1 pseudogene is annotated in these 308 nt (G+C 44.2%); it reads left to right on the forward strand.

Annotation, left to right across the window (positions count from 1 at the left end):
• Nucleotides 1-308: pseudogene (locus A3712_RS08650) on the forward strand (molybdopterin molybdotransferase MoeA); the annotation flags it as partial.

Here is a 308-nt window from a genome sequence, read left to right on the forward strand (position 1 = left end):
TTTTGTACCTCCTTTTGATAACTCAGCAATGGACGGTTACGCACTGCGTTTAGCAGACCTAGAGAACGGTAAAGTACTACCATTAGCGGGTAAATCTTTTGCAGGTCAGCCATTTGAAGGCGAATGGCCAAGTAATACTTGTGTTCGCATTATGACAGGCGCGAAAATCCCAGAAGGTTGTGATGCAGTCATCATGCAAGAAAATACTCGTGAAACCGATACGGGCATTGAGATTCAACAAGACGACATCAAACTGAATAATAACATTCGCCCTACGGGTGACGACATTAAGCAAGGTGACATCGTTC

This window comes from Vibrio sp. HI00D65, from assembly GCF_001635455.1.
Lineage (GTDB): Bacteria > Pseudomonadota > Gammaproteobacteria > Enterobacterales > Vibrionaceae > Vibrio.